This is a genomic window from Delftia sp. S65 (assembly GCF_016516495.1).
Classification (GTDB): Bacteria; Pseudomonadota; Gammaproteobacteria; order Burkholderiales; family Burkholderiaceae_C; genus Comamonas; species Comamonas acidovorans.
The window spans coordinates 254,206-268,824 of record NZ_JACVUR010000001.1 but is presented as its reverse complement, the minus strand read 5'-3'; the positions used below and the strand labels follow the sequence as shown (position 1 = coordinate 268,824).

The window sequence follows — 14,619 nt, the reverse complement described above, 5'->3', positions numbered from 1 at the left end:
GATCCATGGACGCCAAAACTGGTTTCTTCTATCTGTTCTCGGTCGTGCTGCTGTTTGCAGCCTTCCGGGTCGTCACGGCACGCAACCCCGTGCATGCCGTGCTCAACCTGATCCTGGCCTTCTCGCAGGCTGCCGGCATCTGGCTTCTGCTCAAGGCCGAGTTCCTGGGCGTGACCCTGGTGCTGGTCTACCTGGGCGCCGTGATGGTGCTGTTCCTGTTCGTGGTGATGATGCTGGACATCCGCATCGACGCCGTGCGCCAGGGGTTCTGGAAGCATTTCCCCTTCGCTGCCCTGATCGGCGCACTGATTGCCTTTGAAATGGGCATGGTGCTGATGGGCGGCTTCAGCGGCGTCGAGGAGCCCAAGGCCATTGCGGCCACGGTCAACGCTGCCGGCCAGACCGTGCAGTACTCCAACACCCAGGCCCTGGGCAAGCTGCTGTACACCGAATACCTGTACCCCGTCGAGATCGCTGCCGTGATCCTGCTGGTGGCCATGATTGCCGCCATCGCCCTGACCCTGCGCAAGCGCAAGGACAGCAAGGCAGTGAACCCGGCCCAGCAGATCCGCGTGCGCGCAAAGGATCGCCTCGAGCTGGTCAAGGTGCCGGTCACCCAGGCGCCGCAGGCACCGGCCGCCGAGGCAACCCCCGCCGTGGAGACAAAAGCATGACGTTGACTTTGGGCCATTATTTGACGCTGGGCGCCATGCTGTTCGCGCTCTCCGTCGTTGGCATTTTTCTGAACCGCAAGAACCTGATCGTGCTGCTGATGGCCATCGAGCTGATGCTCCTGGCCGTCAACACCAACTTCGTGGCGTTCTCCAGCTATCTGGGTGACATGCACGGCCAGGTGTTCGTGTTCTTCATCCTGACAGTGGCAGCCGCCGAGTCGGCCATCGGTCTGGCGATCCTGGTGCTTCTGTTCCGCAACAAGACCAGCATCAATGCGGAAGATCTCAACTCCCTCAAGGGTTGAGTCCGCCGTAACTTGCAAGGTTCTTAAGAATGAGTCAAACACTCTCTGCATCCATGCTCCTGGCGGTGCCGCTGGCACCGCTGGCGGGCTCCGTGCTCGCGGGCATCTGGGGCACGGCCTTCGGCGGCAACAAGATCGGTCGCGGCGGCAGCCATACCCTCACCATCGCGGGCGTGCTGATCGCCTTCATCCTGTCGGCCATCACGTTCAACAGCGTGATCTTCGACGGCGCGCGCTTCGACCAGTCCATCTACACCTGGATGGAAATCGGCGGCCTGAAGATGGAGGTCGGTTTCCTGATCGACAGCATCACGGCCATGATGATGTGCGTGGTGACCTTCGTGTCGCTGATGGTGCACATCTACACCATCGGCTACATGCAGGAAGATGACGGCTACAACCGTTTCTTCTCCTACATCTCGCTGTTCACCTTCTCCATGTTGATGCTCGTCATGAGCAACAACCTGCTGCAGCTGTTCTTCGGCTGGGAAGCCGTGGGCCTGGTGTCCTACCTGCTGATCGGCTTCTACTACAACAAGCCCACGGCCATCTTCGCCAACATGAAGGCCTTCCTGGTCAACCGTGTGGGTGACTTCGGCTTCATCCTGGGCATCGGCCTGATCGCTGCCTACACCGGCACCATGAACTACGGCGAAATCTTCGCCAAGCTGCCCGAGATCCAGAACACCCTGCTGCCGGGCACCGGCTGGCTGCTGGTGACGGTGACGGCCATCTGCCTGTTCATCGGCGCCATGGGCAAGTCGGCACAGTTCCCGCTGCACGCCTGGCTGCCCGATTCGATGGAAGGCCCGACCCCCATCTCGGCACTGATCCACGCCGCCACCATGGTGACGGCCGGCATCTTCATGGTCTCGCGCATGTCGCCGCTGTACGAGCTGTCGGACACGGCACTGAGCTTCATCCTGGTGATCGGCTCCATCACGGCGCTGTTCATGGGCGTGCTGGGCATCATCCAGAACGACATCAAGCGCGTGATCGCGTACTCCACGCTGTCGCAGCTGGGTTACATGACCGTGGCCCTGGGCGCCTCGGCCTACTCGGTGGCCGTGTTCCACCTGATGACCCACGCCTTCTTCAAGGCCCTGCTGTTCCTTGGCGCCGGCTCGGTGATCATGGGCATGCACCACAACCAGGACATCCGCTGGATGGGCGGCGTGCGCAAGTACATGCCCATCACCTGGATCACCTTCCTGCTGGGCAACCTCGCGCTGATCGGTACGCCGTTCTTCTCGGGCTTCTACTCGAAGGACGCCATCATCGAAGCCGTGCACGCCACGAACCTGCCGGGCGCAGGCTTCGCGAACTTCGCGGTGCTGGCCGGCGTGTTCATCACGGCCTTCTACTCCTTCCGCCTGTACTTCATCGTCTTCCACGGCAAGGAGCGCTACGACCAGAACCCGGACGCGCACCACGATGACCACCACGGTCACGATGACCATCATGCCCATGACGACCACCACGGCCATGGCCACGATGCCAAGCCGCACGAGTCGCCCCTGGTCGTGACCGGCCCGCTGATGCTGCTGGCCATCCCCTCGGTGGTGATCGGTGCCATCGCGCTGATGCCCATGCTGTTCGGTGACTTCTTCAAGGGCGTGATCCACGTCGATGGCGCAAAGCACGGCGCCATGGCCGAACTGGCCGAGAAGATCCACGGCTGGGTGCCCATGGCACTGCACGGCTTCACGGCCGCGCCGTTCTGGCTGGCACTGGCAGGCGTCGTCGTCTCCTACCTGTTCTACATGGTCAAGCCCGAAGTTCCTGCGGCCATCAAGTCGGCCATGCAGAAGATCGGTGTCTACCAGGCACTGGAAGGCAAGTACGGCGTGGACTGGGTCTACGAAAACATCTTCGCCCGTGGTGCTCGCGCCTTCGGCAGCTTCTTCTGGAAGGTCGGCGACCAGGCCATCATCGATGGCGCCATCGTCAACGGTTCGTGGAAGCTCATCGGCCGCATCGGCCAGTGGGTGCGCAAGCTGCAGTCGGGCTATCTCTATCACTACGCGTTGGTCATGCTGCTGGGCGTGTTCGCTCTCATGACGTATTTCGTGTGGCTCAACAAGTAGTAGAGGAAGAACAAAAATGCATTGGTTGAGTCTTTCAATCTGGGTGCCGATCGCATTCGGCGCCCTCCTGCTGGCCCTGGGCCGCGAGGATCAGGTCAAGGCAGTGCGCTGGCTGGCCCTGGTCGGCGCCCTGGCCAGCCTGGCGGTCACGCTGCCGCTGATCCAGCAGTTCGACAACAGCACGGCTGCGATGCAGTTCGTGGAGAAGGCGCTGTGGATCGAGCGCTTCAACATCTACTACCACCTGGGCGTGGATGGCATCTCGTTCTGGTTCGTGCCGCTGACGGCCTTCATCACCGTGATCGTCGTGATCGCGTCGTGGGAAAACATCACCGAGCGCGTGAACCAGTACATGGGCGCGTTCCTGATCCTGTCCGGCCTGATGGTCGGCGTGTTCAGCGCACTGGACGGCCTGCTGTTCTACGTGTTCTTCGAAGCCACGCTGATCCCGATGTACCTGATCATCGGTATCTGGGGCGGACCCAACCGCATCTACGCGGCCTTCAAGTTCTTCCTGTACACGCTGATGGGTTCGCTGCTGACCCTGATCGCGATCATCTATCTGTACACCCAGTCCGGTGGCAGCTTCGAGATCCTCGACTGGCACAAGCTGCCGCTGTCCATGACGGCCCAGACGCTGATCTTCTTCGCCTTCTTCGCGGCCTTCGCCGTGAAGGTGCCGATGTGGCCGGTGCACACCTGGCTGCCCGACGTGCACGTGGAAGCGCCCACCGGCGGCTCCGCCGTGCTGGCTGCCATCATGCTGAAGCTCGGTGCCTACGGTTTCCTGCGCTTTTCCATGCCCATCGCCCCTGATGCGTCGCACAAGTGGGCCTGGCTGGTCATCGCGCTGTCGCTGGTCGCCGTGATCTACGTGGGCGTGGTCGCCTTGGTGCAAAAGGACATGAAGAAGCTGGTGGCCTACTCGTCCGTGGCCCACATGGGCTTCGTGACCCTGGGCTTCTTCATCTTCAACCCGCTGGGCGTTGCCGGCGGCATCGTGCAGATGATTGCCCACGGCTTCGTGTCGGGCGCCATGTTCCTGTGCATCGGCGTGCTCTACGACCGCGTGCACTCGCGTGAAATCGCCTCCTACGGCGGCGTGGTCAACACCATGCCCAAGTTCGCGGCCTTCGCACTGCTGTTCGCCATGGCCAACTGCGGCCTGCCCGCAACGGCCGGCTTCGTGGGCGAGTGGATGGTGATCCTGGGTGCCGTCCAGTACAACTTCTGGATCGGCCTGGGCGCTGCCACGGCGCTGATCTTCGGCGCCGCCTACACCCTGTGGATGTACAAGCGCGTCTACCTGGGTCCGGTCACCAACGACAATGTGCGCGGCCTGACCGACATCGGCAACCGCGAGTTCCTGGTGCTGGGTCTGCTGGCCATCGCCGTGCTGTACATGGGTCTGTATCCCAAGCCCTTCACTGACGTGATGGATGTGTCCGTGGCCGAGCTGCTCAAGCATGTGGCCATGAGCAAGCTGCAGTGACCAGACTGAAACGAGAGAATCGAGATGATTGACAACATCAGCTGGCTGGCCATCTATCCGGAGATCCTTCTCCTGGTCATGGCCTGCGTGATCGCCCTGGTGGACCTGGGCGTCAAAAGCCCGCGCCGCACGGGCACCTATGTTCTGACGCTGCTGACCCTGGGCGTGGTGGCCGTGCTGCAAGGCATGTACGCCTCCAGTGGCAACACCTTCTATGGCTGGGGCAACATGGTGGTCTCCGACGCCATGGGCAACTGGCTCAAGTGCTTCGCCACCGTGGCCATGATGGTCACCCTGGTCTACGGCCGCCCCTACGCCGCCGACCGCGACATGCTGCGCGGCGGCGAGCTGTTCACGCTGGCCATGCTCGCGCTGCTGGGCATGTTCATCATGATCTCGGGCAACAACTTCCTGGTCATCTACCTGGGCCTGGAGCTGCTGACGCTGTCCAGCTACGCCCTGGTGGCCCTGCGCCGCGACCACACGGCGTCGGTCGAGGCCGCGATGAAGTACTTCGTGCTCGGCGCCATGGCCAGCGGCTTCCTGCTGTACGGCATGTCCATGCTCTACGGTGCGACCGGCTCGCTGGACATCGGCCAGGTCTTCAAGGCCATCAACTCGGGCGAGATCAAGCACCAGGTGCTGGTGTTCGGCCTGGTCTTCGTGGTCTCCGGCCTGGCCTTCAAGCTGGGCGTGGTTCCCTTCCACATGTGGGTTCCCGACGTCTACCAGGGCGCTCCCACGGCCATCACCACCATGATCGGTGGCGCGCCCAAGCTGGCCGCCTTCGCCATCGTCATCCGCCTGCTGGTGGACGGCCTGCTGCCGCTGGCCATCGACTGGCAGCAGATGCTGGCGGTGCTTGCCATCGCCTCGCTGCTGGTCGGCAACCTGGCCGGCCTGCAGCAGACCAACCTCAAGCGCATGCTGGCCTACTCGACCATCTCGCAGATGGGCTTCGTGCTGCTGGGCCTGATGTCGGGTGTGGTGGATGGCAAGGTCGATCCGGCCACCATCGAGAACGCCTACAGCTCGGCCATGTTCTACGTGGTGACCTACGTGCTGACCACGCTGGCCGCCTTCGGCGTGATCCAGCTGCTGGCCCGCGAAGGCTTCGAGAGCGAAGAGGTCGCCGACTTTGCCGGCCTCAACCAGCGCAGCCCGCTGTATGCCGGCGTGATGGCGATCTGCCTGTTCTCCATGGCCGGTATCCCCCCCCTGGTGGGCTTCTACGCCAAGCTGTCGGTGCTGCAGGCGCTCGTGGCATCGGGCCACAGCCTGTACATCGCGCTGGCCGTGTTTGCCGTGGTCATGTCGCTGATCGGCGCCTTCTACTACCTGCGCGTCGTCAAGGTCATGTACTTTGACGAACCCATCACCGCCACCAGCGTTTCCGCTTCGCTGGACGTGCGCGTGGTGCTGACCCTCAACGGCGCCCTGGTGCTGGGGCTGGGCCTTCTGCCGGGTGGCCTGATGGCACTGTGCGCCGACGCCGTCGTGCGCGCCCTGGCTTCCTGATCCACTTTCCCGATGCGGGGCCCTGCACGCAGGGCTCCGCGGTGAGGACATCGGCTTGTCGCAAACCGCTTCGATCTGGCTCGTGATATTGGCTGCCCTTGTGGCAGCCAATTTGCCTTTCTTCAACGCCCGCTGGTTGCAGCTGGGGCCGCTGCGCGCCCAGCGCAAGCCGCTGGCCATGTGCCTGCTGGAGATGGTGCTGCTGTACTTCATCGTCGGCGGCGTGGCGCTGCTGCTGGAGCGCCGCGTGGGGCAGATCGCGCCCCAGGGCTGGGAGTTCTATGCCGTCACGGGAGCGTTGTTCCTGACGCTGGCCTTCCCCGGTTTCGTCTATCGTTTCCTGATTCACCGCCGCGGCTGAGGCTGCGGTGCCGGTTGTCTCATGGGTGGGGGTGCGTGATGAAAGTGCTCGACCTGCATTGCCCGCACGGCCATCTGTTCGAGGGCTGGTTCGCCTCGGAAGATGATTTCCAGGGCCAGCTGCAGCGCCAGCTGGTGCTGTGCCCCGTCTGCGGCCACAGCGACATCACCAAGCGACTGAGCGCCCCCCGCATCAATCTTGGCGCCAAGCCAGCAGCCTCGCCCCCGGCTGCGGCGGCTGAGCCTGCTGCAGCCGCCTCGGCTGCCAGTGCGGCAGCCGTTCCCTCACCGTCCATGCCGCCCCAGGCGCGCGAGCAGCTGCAGGCCATGCAGGCCGCCTGGCTGAAATGGTCGCGCCAGGTGGCGCAGCAGACCGAGGACGTGGGCGAGCGCTTTGTCGATGAAGCCCGCCGCATGCACTACGGCGAGACGGACGAGCGTGCCATCCGCGGCAAGGCCAGCCCCGAGCAGGCCATGCAATTGCTGGATGAAGGCATTGCCGTCCTTCCATTGGCCTTGCCCGAAGGCAGCAAGGAAACGCTGCAGTAAGTGGCGACTGGCACGTGCTGTCTTGGCGACGACAATTGCTCCCATTGCAATGGATCGGCAATTTCCAGGCCAGGCCTTTGCTTGTTGCTATTGATTGAGTAGCGCTAAAGCTGGCTTTGTCGCCCTTCAATTGAAGAGACGACAAACTCAAGCATATCCGCGGCTTTTCGCATAGTGACTGAGCAGGCCACAGGGAGATTGCCGACCTGGGTGTTTCCCGTAAGGCAGCGGACATTGGTTGCTGCCCTGTAAGTCGCAAAAAGGGTAGTTTGCTATCGCTTTGGAAGCGCTCTGGCCTTCCGTGCGGGCCGCGCCGGGCCGAGATGCTGGAGAACCCTAGGCCCTGGCTGCCACCGCGGCACCTTACAGCCCCGTCTGTGCTTGATTATTTCAAGTGTGAGTGGTTGCTTCTATCGTTTGCGAAAGCCAGGCTTGATGCGCCATGCTGCAGTGCGGGGCAGGGCCTGTGCTTAGGAGCACCTACGTAGGCGTTTTCCCGCTGCGGTGCACAACGTCGGCAAGCCTACGATGCGTCCGACCCTGCACAACGCCCGCCAGAGCCTCTGGCGACGCGTTGGGGGCTGGCAGCATCAACGGAGCAGGCGAAGCGCACATGAGCGACGTTATTCTCGAAACCCGGAACCTGACCAAAGAGTTCAAGGGATTTACGGCGGTGAGCAAGGTGGACCTTTCGGTACGCCGTGGCTCCATCCATGCCTTGATCGGCCCCAATGGCGCAGGCAAGACCACCTGCTTCAATCTGCTGACCAAGTTCCTGGAGCCCACCTCCGGCACCATCCGTTTCAATGGCGAGGACATCACGCGGGAAGCACCGGCGCAGATTGCGCGCCGTGGCGTGATCCGGTCCTTCCAGATCTCGGCCGTGTTCCCGCATTGCACGCTGCTGGAGAACGTGCGCATCGGCCTGCAGCGCAAGCTGGGCACCGAGTTCCATTTCTGGCGCAGCGAGAAGAGCCTGTCGCAGCTCGATGACCGCGCCATGCAGTTGCTGGCCGAAGTGGGCCTGCAGGATCTGGCCGACGAGGTCACGGTCAACCTGCCCTATGGCCGCAAGCGTGCGCTGGAGATTGCCACCACGCTGGCCATGGAGCCCGAGCTGATGCTGCTGGACGAACCCACGCAGGGCATGGGCCACGAAGACGTGGACCGCGTGACCCAGCTGATCAAGAAGGTCTCGGCCGGCCGCACGATTCTCATGGTGGAGCACAACATGAAGGTGATCTCCACCATTGCCGACCGCATCACGGTGCTGCAGCGCGGCGCCGTGCTGGCCGAGGGGCCGTACGAGGAAGTTTCGCGCAACCCGCAAGTGATGGAAGCGTATATGGGCACCACCGACGGCCAGTTGCAGGGAGCGCATTGAGATGACTGCACCGGCATTGGAAATCAAGGGCCTGCAGGCCTGGTACGGCGAATCCCATGTGCTGCACGGCATGGACCTGGTGGTCCAGCCCGGCGAGGTGGTCACGCTGCTGGGGCGCAACGGCGCGGGCCGCACGTCCACGCTGCGCGCCATCATGGGTCTGACGGGCGCGCGCAAGGGCTCGATCAGGATCAATGGCGTGGAAGCCATCCACATGCCCACGCACCGCATTGCCCACCTGGGCGTGGGCTACTGCCCTGAAGAGCGCGGCATCTTCTCCAGCCTCTCGTGCGAAGAGAACCTGATGCTGCCGCCGCCGCTCAAGACCGGCCAGCCGGGCATGAGCGTGGATGAGATCTACGCCATGTTCCCCAACCTGGCCGAGCGCCGCCACAGCCAGGGCACGCGCCTGTCGGGTGGCGAGCAGCAGATGCTGGCCGTGGCGCGCATCCTGCGCACGGGCGCGCGGCTGCTGCTGCTCGACGAAATCTCGGAAGGCCTGGCACCCGTCATCGTGCAGGCGCTGGCCCGGATGATCACCATGCTGCGCACCAAGGGCTACACCGTGGTCATGGTGGAGCAGAACTTCCACTTCGCGGCGCCGCTGGCCGACCGCTTCTACGTGGTCGAGCACGGCCATGTGGTCGAGCGTTTCGGCGCGTCCGAGCTGCAGGCCAAGATGCCCGTGCTCAACGAGCTGCTGGGCGTTTGACCCGGATATCCATCGTGGCCGGCGCCTGGGGCTCGCCGGCTGCATTCCTGCCATGGCCCTGTGACAAAAACCCAAGACATCAACGCGAAGGAGACACCAATGAAAGCAAAACTGACCGCACTGTCGTGCATGCTGGCTGCGGCCGGCCTGGCCAGCCCGCTTGCCATGGCACAGGAGAAGGTGAAGATCGGCTTCGTGACCGACATGTCCAGCCTGTATGCGGACGTGGAAGGCAAGAACGCCGTCACCGCCATGCAGATGGCCATCGATGACTTCGGCGGCAAGGTGCTGGGCCAGCCCATCGAGCTGCTGAGCGCCGACCACCAGAACAAGGCCGACATCGCCGCCTCCAAGGTGCGCGAGTGGGTGGACACGCAAGGTATCTCGCTGGTGTTCAGCGGCACCAACTCCGGCACGGCCCTGGCGGTGTCGCAGGTGGCCAATGAGAAAAAGCGCGTGCACTTCAACAGCGGTGCGGGATCCTCGGCACTGACCAACGAGCAGTGCAACGCCTACACCGTTCACTACGCCTATGACACCGTGGCCCTGGCCAAGGGCACGGGTACGGCCGTGGTCGAGCGCGGCGGCAAGGACTGGTTCTTCCTGACGGCCGACTACGCCTTCGGCCACGCGCTGGAGAACGACACCACGGCCGTGATCAAGGCCAAGGGCGGCAAGGTGGTGGGCGGCGTCAAGCACCCGCTCAATGCCTCGGACTTCTCGTCCTTCCTGCTGCAGGCGCAGGCCTCCAAGGCCCAGATCCTGGGCCTGGCCAATGCCGGTGGCGACACCATCAACGCCATCAAGGCGGCCAAGGAATTCGGCATCAACAAGAGCATGAAGACCGTGGGCCTGCTGGTGTTCCTGACCGACATCCACAGCCTGGGCCTGAAGAACACCGAAGGCATGCAGTTCACCACCAGCTGGTACTGGGACCAGAACGATGCCACGCGCAAGTTCGGCGAGCGCTTCTTCGCCAAGACCAAGCGCATGCCCACCTCCATCCAGGCTGCCGACTACTCGGCCGTGACCAGCTACCTCAAGGCCGTGCAGGCCGTGAAGTCCACGGATGCCGACAAGGTCATGGCCCATCTCAAGAGCACGCCCATCGACGACTTCTACGGCAAGGGCTCGATCCGTCCCGATGGCACCTTCGCCCACGACATGTACCTGGTCGAGGTCAAGAAGCCCGCCGAGTCCAAGAAGCCCTGGGACTACCTGAAGGTCGTGGCCACGCTGCCCGCCGACCAGGTTTGGACCACCAAGGCCGAGACCAAGTGCGCGCTGTGGAAGTAACGCTGCGCCGCCACTGACCCCCAACCGCCACCCGGCCAACCACGACAGCTGCATCCCATGGAAATCTTTGGTGTTTCCCTGCCAGGCCTGATGAGCCAGCTCCTTCTGGGGCTGGTCAACGGCTCGTTCTACGCCATCCTCAGCCTGGGGCTGGCGGTGATCTTCGGCCTGCTCAACGTGATCAACTTCGCCCACGGCGCGTTGTTCATGCTGGGCGCCATGGTCACCTGGATGGCCATGAGCTACTTCAACATCAACTACTGGGTGATGCTGGTGCTGTCGCCGTTGCTGGTGGGCCTGCTGGGCGTGCTGATCGAGCGCTTTTTATTGCGCTGGATCTACAAGCTCGACCACCTCTACGGCCTGTTGCTGACCCTGGGCCTGTCGCTGCTGATCGAGGGCCTGTTCCGCTCGGTCTACGGCGTCTCGGGCCTGGGCTACGACACGCCCGAGCTGCTGGAAGGCGCGACCAACCTGGGCTTCATGATCCTGCCCAACTACCGCGCCTGGGTGGTGCTGGCCTCCATCGTGGTCTGCGTGGCCACCTGGTTCATGATCGAGAAGACGCGCATCGGCGCCTACCTGCGGGCCGGCACCGAGAACCCGCGCCTGGTCGAGGCCTTCGGCGTCAACGTGCCTGTGATGATCACGCTGACCTATGCCTTCGGCGCGGCCCTGGCGGCGTTTGCCGGCGTGCTGGCGGCGCCCGTCTACCAGGTCACGCCGCTGATGGGGCAGAACCTCATCATCGTGGTCTTCGCCGTGGTGGTGATCGGGGGCATGGGCTCCATCATGGGCTCCATCCTCACCGGCCTGGGCCTGGGCGTGATCGAGGGTCTGACCAAGGTCTTCTGGCCCGAGGCTTCGTCCACCGTGGTGTTCTTCATCATGGTCATCGTTTTGCTCATCCGCCCCGCCGGCCTGTTCGGCAAAGAGAAATAACAAGAACGAGGACAAGGGGCCGACCACATGAAATCCAAGACTCTCGTTCAACGCATCGCCCCCTGGGGCTATGGCCTGCTGCTGCTGGGCCTGCTGGCGGCGCCCATGCTGGGTGCCTACCCGGTGTTCGTGATGAAGCTCATGTGCTTCGCACTGTTCGCCTCGGCCTTCAACCTGCTGCTGGGCTACACGGGCCTGCTGTCCTTCGGCCACGCGGCCTTCCTGGGCGGCGCGGCCTATGTGACGGGCTATGCCATCAAGGGCTGGGGCTTCACGCCCGAGCTGGCCATGCTGGCCGGCACGGCCGGGGGCGCGCTGCTGGGGCTGATCTTCGGCTGGCTGGCCATCCGCCGCCAGGGCATTTATTTCTCGATGATCACGCTGGCGCTGGCCCAGATGCTGTTCTTCGTGTGCCTGCAGGCGCCCTTCACGGGCGGCGAGGACGGACTGCAGGGCGTACCGCGCGGCAAGCTGTTCGGCCTCATCGACCTGACCAGCGACCTGACCATGTACTACGTCACGCTGGTCATCGTGGTCCTGGCCTTCCTGCTGATCGTGCGCACCATCCACTCGCCCTTCGGCCAGGTGCTCAAGGCCATCAAGGAGAACGAGCCGCGCGCGACCTCGCTGGGCTATGACGTGGCGCGCTTCAAGCTGCTGGCCTTCGTGATCTCGGCCGCGCTCACGGGCCTGGCCGGTTCGCTCAAGACCGTGGTGCTGGGCTTTGCCACGCTGTCGGATGTGCACTGGACCACCTCCGGCCATGTGATCCTGATGACGCTGATGGGCGGCCTGGGCACGCTGTCCGGCCCCATCCTGGGCTCGGCCGTGGTGGTCATGCTGGAGAACAAGATCGGCGAGTTCGGCAGCTTCCTGCAGCGCCTCACGGGCGTGGAGTGGTTCTCCACGCTGGGCGAGTCGGTGACGATCGTCACCGGCCTGATCTTCGTGGTCTGCGTGCTGCTGTTCCGCAAGGGCATCATGGGCGAGCTGATCGCCTGGCTGCAGAAAAAGCGTACTCCTTGAGAGCCGGGTTGGGACGGTTTCAAGGGGGTGGGCTACGTGCCCATGCTCTTGACTGCTATAGCTACAACTGCAGCGGCCGGGCGTAGCCCGTCATCTCCAGGTATCCCTGACCGGCTCGCGCCTCCTGGCCCGGGCCGGTGGGCTTTTGGAGGCTGCACAGGCCCTCCCAGTAGATGGCGCCGGTGGAGGCGCTGCTGTCCAGCTCCTGGTCATCGACCAGGGCGTTCACGGTGAAGCGGCCTGCGGGCGTGTCCACCTGCCATTGCACGGGGTAGCGCGCGCCGCTGGCGGGGCTGCTCCAGTGGCGCCGTGGTGTGAACTGCACGGCATCGTGGGCGAAGACCTGTACCTTGCCATCGGCGCCGCGCAGCGAGCCACCTGCCCACAGCGCGCTGCCATCGCTGCGGCGCACTCGGAAGGCAGTGAGCGCACCGCCGTCGAACAGGTTCATGCCTATCCAGTCCCATCCCACGGCCTCGGGGTGCATCAGGGCCTGGCTCCATTCATGGTCCAGCCAGGCGCGGTTGTCACCGGGTTCGCGCGCGGCTTCGATCTCCATGCGCTGGCCTGCCAGCTCCAGCGTGCCGCTCACCTGCAGTTGCGGGCGGCTGTAGTAGTAGCTGGCCTGCTCGGGCTCCGGCCCCTTGCGCGAGAGGCCGGCGCGACCCTGCAGCAGCGGGTGCTCGCGGGTCTCGAAGCGCAGGTCCAGTGCGAATGCGGTGCTGCGTATGCGGGTGGTGTAGCGTTCGGCCTCGCCGTTACCGGTGCCTTCATCGGTGCGCTGCAGCGACCAGTCCTGCAGCCGCACGTCGGCATCGGCCTCGCTGGCCTGGGCAATGCCAAAGCCTGCGCGCGCGATGCGCTGGTCGTGGTGCAGGCGGGCGCCCTGCACATCGCACAGCGCCGCATGGGCAAACAGCAGCTGGCGCGCCGCAAAGGCAGAGCGCAGCTCCTGCGTGGTCTGTACGCGCGACCGGAAGAACGTGATCTGGAAACCCCAGGCCCGGCCCGCTGCGCGTGCCTGGCCGGTGATGTACCACCACTCGGTGCGCAGCCCGGGGTGGCTGCCATGGTCGCGCGGGAAGACCAGCGTGCGTGGCGGCAGTGCCTGGGCGGGTAGTCCTGCCGCCCCCAGGCCCAGGCCGGCAGCCAGTCCCAGCAGATGGCGGCGGGGCAGGGGCATCATGGATCAGCTTTGCAACTGCGCGATGCGCGCCTGGGCCGGCCCGCAGTCGCCGATGCGCTGCATCACCCAGTCTGCATCATGGTAGGTGGGCAGGTAGCGTTCGCCCGCATCGCACAGCAGCGAGAGGATGGAGCCCTGCTCGCCGCGCTGGCGCATCTCGCTGGCCAGCCTGAGCATGGCCACGTAGTTGGTGCCCGTGGACGGCCCCACACGCCGGCCCAGCAGTGCGGACAGGCTGCGCATGGCGGCCAGGGAATCGCAGTCTGCCACCTCCTCCATGCGGTCCACCAGGGTGCGCACAAAGCTGGGCTCCACGCGCGGGCGGCCTATGCCTTCGATGCGCGAGCCCGGCGCGGTGAGGGTGGCATCGCCCGTGCGGTGGTAGGCGGCGAACACCGAGCCCTCGGGGTCGGCCACGCAGATGCCCGTAGCATGGCACTGGAAACGCACGTAGCGGCCAATGGTGGCGCTGGTGCCGCCCGTGCCCGCGCCCACCACGATCCAGCGCGGCACGGCATGGCGCTCGCGCCGCATCTGGGTGAACATGCTCTCCGCAATATTGTTGTTGCCACGCCAGTCGGTGGCGCGCTCGGCATAGGTGAACTGGTCCATGTAGTGGCCGCCGGTCTGCGCGGCCACGGCGCGTGCCTCGTCGTAGACCTGGCCTGCGCTGTCCACCAGATGGCAGCGGCCGCCGTAGAACTCGATCAGCGCAATCTTCTCGGCCGAGGTGCTGCGCGGCATCACGGCCACGAAGGGCAGGCCCAGCAGGCGCGCGAAATACGCCTCGCTCACGGCCGTGGAGCCGCTCGATGCCTCGACGATGGTCGAGCCCTCATGCACCCAGCCATTGCACAGCGCATAGAGAAACAGCGAGCGCGCCAGCCGGTGCTTGAGGCTGCCCGTGGGGTGGGTGGATTCGTCCTTGAGGTAGAGGTCGATCCCCAGGTCGGCAAAGCCGGGCAGGGGCAGCGGGATCAGGTGCGTGTCGGCACTGCGCTGGTAATCGGCCTCGATGCGGTTGATGGCCTCGTGCAGCCAGGAAGAGGTGGTGTGCGGCATGGCGGCCATTGTCGCAGGCTGCCCTG

Annotated in this window: 14 protein-coding genes; 12 read left to right on the top strand and 2 right to left on the bottom strand. The window is 64.5% G+C overall.

All coding sequences use genetic code 11. From position 1 onward, the window contains the following. The first annotated feature begins 5 nt into the window (after positions 1-5). The 12 genes from IAE24_RS01115 to IAE24_RS01060 all read left to right on the top strand — a co-directional run bounded on the left by IAE24_RS01115 (position 6) and on the right by IAE24_RS01060 (position 12,345). The gene (locus tag IAE24_RS01115) at positions 6-674 is read left to right on the top strand and encodes an NADH-quinone oxidoreductase subunit J (protein WP_012206970.1); all 669 of its coding nucleotides are present in this window, start codon (positions 6-8) and stop codon (positions 672-674) included. Then, the gene (gene nuoK, locus IAE24_RS01110; RefSeq protein WP_012206969.1) at positions 671-979 is read left to right on the top strand and encodes an NADH-quinone oxidoreductase subunit NuoK; all 309 of its coding nucleotides are present in this window, start codon (positions 671-673) and stop codon (positions 977-979) included. Before IAE24_RS01115 ends, nuoK begins: the two co-directional genes overlap by 4 nt. 53 nt (positions 980-1,032) lie before the next feature. Next, positions 1,033-3,066 carry an NADH-quinone oxidoreductase subunit L gene (gene nuoL / locus IAE24_RS01105; RefSeq protein WP_034396572.1) on the top strand — a complete coding sequence of 678 codons (2,034 nt, stop codon included), beginning with the start codon at positions 1,033-1,035 and terminating at the stop codon, positions 3,064-3,066. Between the two features lie 16 nt (positions 3,067-3,082). Further along, complete coding sequence (locus IAE24_RS01100; protein ID WP_199959904.1) at positions 3,083-4,558, top strand: NADH-quinone oxidoreductase subunit M; 1,476 nt, start codon at positions 3,083-3,085, stop codon at positions 4,556-4,558. A 24-nt stretch (positions 4,559-4,582) separates the two neighbouring features. After that, a complete protein-coding gene (nuoN, locus tag IAE24_RS01095; RefSeq protein WP_012206966.1) occupies positions 4,583-6,076 on the top strand; it encodes an NADH-quinone oxidoreductase subunit NuoN in 1,494 nt (497 codons plus the stop codon). Positions 6,077-6,131: 55 nt separating this feature from the next. Further along, a complete protein-coding gene (locus tag IAE24_RS01090; protein ID WP_012206965.1) occupies positions 6,132-6,437 on the top strand; it encodes a DUF2818 family protein in 306 nt (101 codons plus the stop codon). Between the two features lie 38 nt (positions 6,438-6,475). Beyond that, positions 6,476-6,985 (top strand): DUF1178 family protein, encoded by a 510-nt coding sequence (locus IAE24_RS01085; RefSeq protein WP_199959902.1) that lies wholly within the window; start codon positions 6,476-6,478, stop codon positions 6,983-6,985. 613 nt (positions 6,986-7,598) lie between these two features. Continuing rightward, positions 7,599-8,369, top strand: coding sequence for an ABC transporter ATP-binding protein (locus tag IAE24_RS01080; RefSeq protein ID WP_012206963.1), 771 nt, complete (start codon positions 7,599-7,601; stop codon positions 8,367-8,369). A 1-nt stretch (position 8,370) separates the two neighbouring features. Continuing rightward, entirely contained in the window at positions 8,371-9,081 is a 711-nt protein-coding gene (locus tag IAE24_RS01075) for an ABC transporter ATP-binding protein (protein ID WP_043819222.1), read from the top strand. 99 nt (positions 9,082-9,180) lie between these two features. After that, positions 9,181-10,377, top strand: coding sequence for an ABC transporter substrate-binding protein (locus IAE24_RS01070; RefSeq protein WP_199959900.1), 1,197 nt, complete (start codon positions 9,181-9,183; stop codon positions 10,375-10,377). A gap of 57 nt (positions 10,378-10,434) precedes the next feature. After that, complete coding sequence (locus tag IAE24_RS01065; protein WP_012206960.1) at positions 10,435-11,319, top strand: branched-chain amino acid ABC transporter permease; 885 nt, start codon at positions 10,435-10,437, stop codon at positions 11,317-11,319. Positions 11,320-11,346: 27 nt separating this feature from the next. Further along, complete coding sequence (locus IAE24_RS01060) at positions 11,347-12,345, top strand: branched-chain amino acid ABC transporter permease (protein ID WP_012206959.1); 999 nt, start codon at positions 11,347-11,349, stop codon at positions 12,343-12,345. A gap of 61 nt (positions 12,346-12,406) precedes the next feature. Here IAE24_RS01060 and IAE24_RS01055 read toward each other — a convergent pair whose 3' ends face one another. Together IAE24_RS01055 and IAE24_RS01050 are read right to left on the bottom strand one after the other, a co-directional pair. After that, positions 12,407-13,531: a lipocalin-like domain-containing protein gene (locus IAE24_RS01055; RefSeq protein WP_199959898.1), complete on the bottom strand. Its 1,125-nt coding sequence runs from the start codon at positions 13,529-13,531 to the stop codon at positions 12,407-12,409. Positions 13,532-13,534: 3 nt separating this feature from the next. Beyond that, the gene (locus IAE24_RS01050) at positions 13,535-14,602 is read right to left on the bottom strand and encodes a PLP-dependent cysteine synthase family protein (protein ID WP_199959896.1); all 1,068 of its coding nucleotides are present in this window, start codon (positions 14,600-14,602) and stop codon (positions 13,535-13,537) included. Positions 14,603-14,619 lie beyond the last annotated feature (17 nt).